Genomic DNA, 3,258 nt, shown 5'->3' with positions numbered 1-3,258 from the left:
GGAGGCGGCGTCCACGGTCTGCGCGACCGCGTCCTTGAAAGCCATCCAGCCCAGCAACGCGCACTTCACGCGCGCCGGGTACTTCGCCACGCCGGCGAACGCGATGCCGTCGCCGATCAACTCCTCGTCGCCGTCGACGGTGCCGCGACTGCTCACCATCTCGACGAACCCGTCGACCATCTTCAGCGCATCGCCCAGCGGAGCACCGATCACCTGGTCGGTGAGCACGGACGTCGATGCCTGGCTGATCGAGCAACCCTGGCCGTCGTAGGAGACGTCGGCAACGGTGTCGCCGTCGAGATGCACACGCAGCGTCACCTCGTCGCCGCAGGTCGGGTTGACGTGATGCACTTCGGCGCCGAACGGTTCGCGCAGCCCGCGGTGATGCGGGTGCTTGTAGTGGTCCAGGATCACTTCCTGGTACATCTGCTCCATCCGCATCGGATCACGCCTCCCCGAAGAATTTCTGGGCGCGCCGGATCGCCGCGCCGAGTGCCTGCACCTCGTCCGGCGTGTTGTACACGGCGAACGACGCGCGGGCGGTCGCGGCCACCCCGAAGCGGCGGTGCAGCGGCCAGGCACAGTGATGTCCGACCCGGATCTCGACGCCCTCGTCGTCGAGGATCTGGCCGAGATCGTGGGCGTGGATTCCGTCCACGACGAACGACACGGCCCCGCCGCGCTGGTCGGCGGTGGTCGGACCGATGATGCGCACGCCCTCGATGCCGGCGAGTTCGGCGAGCGCCGCAGTGGTGAGTTCGTGCTCGTGCGCGGCCACCGCGTCCATGCCGATCTCCTGCAGATAACGCACGGCGGCACCGAGCCCCACGGCCTGCGAGGACATCGGGGAACCGGCTTCGAACCGCTGCGGCGGTGCGGCGAAGGTCGTCGCCTCCATGGTGACCGTCTCGATCATCGAGCCACCGGTGATGAACGGCGGCACGTCGGCGAGCAGGTCGCGTCGTCCGTAGAGGACACCCACACCCGAGGGGCCGAACATCTTGTGGCCGGAGAAGGCGGCGAAGTCGACTCCGAGCGCGTGGAAGTCGACGGCCATGTGCGGCACCGACTGGCACGCGTCGAGCACGACGATCGCGCCGACCTCCTTCGCGCGCCGCACGATCTCCTCGACGGGGGCGACCGCGCCGGTGACGTTCGACTGGTGCGTGAACGCCACGACCTTCACGGACTCGGTCAGCGTCAGCGAGTCGAGGTCGATGCGGCCGTCGTCGGTGACGCCGTACCAGCGCAGGGTGGCACCCGTGCGCCGCGCGAGTTCCTGCCACGGAACGAGGTTCGCGTGGTGCTCGAGCTCGGTGACGACGATCTCGTCACCGGGTCCGAGCCGGTGCGGGAACCGGTCGTCGGCGAAGGCGTAGGCGACGAGGTTGAGCGACTCGGTGGCGTTCTTGGTGAACACCACCTCGTCGACGTCGACCCCGACGAAGGCGGCGATGACAGCGCGGGCGTCCTCGTACGAGTCGGTCGCCTCCTCCGACAACGCATGCGCACCGCGGTGCACGGCCGCGTTCCGCGTCGCGAGGAACGCACGCTCGGCGTCCAGCACCTGCACCGGACGCTGGGAGGTGGCCCCCGAGTCGAGGTAGACCAGGGGTTTGCCGTCGCGCACCGTGCGCGCGAGGATCGGGAAATCCGCCCTGATCCGGGCGATGTCCAAGGTCCGCACCGGCACCGTCATCCGATCATGCTCCTTGCGTTGCTGCCTGAGTGAAACGAACGTAGCCGTTGGTCTCGAGCTCGTCGGCGAGCTCGGGGCCACCGGACTCGACGACGCGGCCACCCACGAAGACGTGCACGAACTGCGGCTTGATGTAGCGCAGGATACGGGTGTAGTGGGTGATGAGCAGAACGCCGCCGTTCTCGTTCTCCTGGTAGCGGTTCACGCCCTCGGAGACGACGCGCAGCGCGTCCACGTCGAGGCCCGAGTCGGTCTCGTCGAGGATGGCGATCTTCGGCTTCAGCAGACCGAGCTGCAGGATCTCGTGGCGCTTCTTCTCGCCACCGGAGAAACCCTCGTTGACACTGCGCTCGCCGAAGGCCGGATCGATGTCCAGCTCGGACATCGCCTGCTTGACCTCCTTGACCCAGTGGCGCAGCTTGGGAGCCTCGCCGCGCACGGCGGTCGCGGCGGTGCGGAGGAAGTTCGACATCGACACGCCGGGCACCTCGACCGGGTACTGCATCGCGAGGAACAGGCCGGCGCGGGCGCGCTCGTCGACGCTCATCTCGAGCACGTCCTCACCGTTGAGGGTGATGCTGCCCGAGGTGATCTCGTACTTGGGGTGGCCGGCGATCGCGTACGACAGGGTGGACTTTCCGGAGCCGTTGGGGCCCATGATGGCGTGTGTCTCACCCGAGCGGACCGTGAGGTCGACGCCCTTGAGAATGTCGATGGGTTCGGCGTTCTCGTCGGTCTGAGCGACGCGGACGTGCAGGTCCTTGATCTCGAGGACGTTCGAAGGTGTGGACATCGAAATGCGTTTCCTTAGTGGAGAGGTATCGGGAGTACGGGGAGACGGCCGTCAGGCGCCGACGGCGGCGAGTTCCGCCTCGATGGCGGCCTCGAGCCGTTCGCGGACCTCGGTGACCGTGATGCGCTCGAGCAGCTCGTGGAAGAAGCCGCGGACGACGAGGCGACGCGCTTCCTCCTCGGGGATTCCGCGAGCACGCAGGTAGAACAGCTGCTCGTCGTCGAAGCGGCCGGTCGCCGACGCGTGACCGGCACCGACGATCTCACCGGTCTCGATCTCGAGGTTCGGCACCGAGTCGGCACGCGCTCCGTCGGTGAGCACCAGGTTGCGGTTGAGCTCGAAGGTGTCGGTGCCCTCGGCCTCGGCGCGGATGAGCACGTCGCCGATCCACACGGTGCGCGCGTCGGGCTTGCCGGAGGCCGGATCGCCCTGCAGCGCACCCTTGTACACGACGTTCGACTTGCAGTTCGGCTGCGAGTGGTCGACGAGCAGGCGCTGTTCGAAGTGCTGACCGGCGTCGGCGAAGTACAGGCCGAGTAGTTCGGCGTCGCCGCCGGGACCGTCGTACTTGGTGGTCGCCGACACGCGCACCAGATCGCCGCCGAGCGCCACCGTGAAGTGACGGAGCACGGCATCGCGGCCGAGGCGGGCGTGGTGCGCGGCGACGTGCACGGCGTCGTCGGCCCAGTCCTGCACCGCGACGACCTTCAAGTGCGCGCTGTCGCCGAGCACGAACTCGATGTTCTCGGCATAGGTGCCGCTACCG

General features: G+C 68.1%; 4 protein-coding genes. All 4 read right to left on the bottom strand.

All coding sequences use genetic code 11. The annotated features are described in order from the left end of the window. On the bottom strand, positions 1–441 hold a 441-nt coding region (gene sufU, locus R1101_RS0119490), incomplete at its 3' end, for a Fe-S cluster assembly sulfur transfer protein SufU (RefSeq protein WP_037224197.1). Positions 442–445: 4 nt separating this feature from the next. Beyond that, complete coding sequence (locus R1101_RS0119485) at positions 446–1,699, bottom strand: cysteine desulfurase (protein ID WP_016934997.1); 1,254 nt, start codon at positions 1,697–1,699, stop codon at positions 446–448. Positions 1,700–1,703: 4 nt separating this feature from the next. After that, a complete protein-coding gene (sufC, locus tag R1101_RS0119480; RefSeq protein WP_016934996.1) occupies positions 1,704–2,492 on the bottom strand; it encodes a Fe-S cluster assembly ATPase SufC in 789 nt (262 codons plus the stop codon). 51 nt (positions 2,493–2,543) lie between these two features. Then, the coding region (gene sufD, locus R1101_RS0119475; protein ID WP_016934995.1) for a Fe-S cluster assembly protein SufD at positions 2,544–3,258 on the bottom strand (715 nt) is incomplete at its 5' end.

The sequence above is a fragment of the Rhodococcus sp. R1101 genome, assembly GCF_000278445.1.
Lineage (GTDB): Bacteria > Actinomycetota > Actinomycetes > Mycobacteriales > Mycobacteriaceae > Rhodococcus > Rhodococcus gordoniae.
This window is presented reverse-complemented; position numbering and strand designations above follow the sequence as displayed.

Excerpts from the sequence above, each read along its gene's own strand:
- R1101_RS0119485 (WP_016934997.1), bottom strand. The coding sequence starts at position 1,699 with ATGACGGTGCCGGTGCGGACCTTGGACATCGCCCGGATCAGGGCGGAT.
- sufC (WP_016934996.1), bottom strand. The coding sequence starts at position 2,492 with ATGTCCACACCTTCGAACGTCCTCGAGATCAAGGACCTGCACGTCCGC.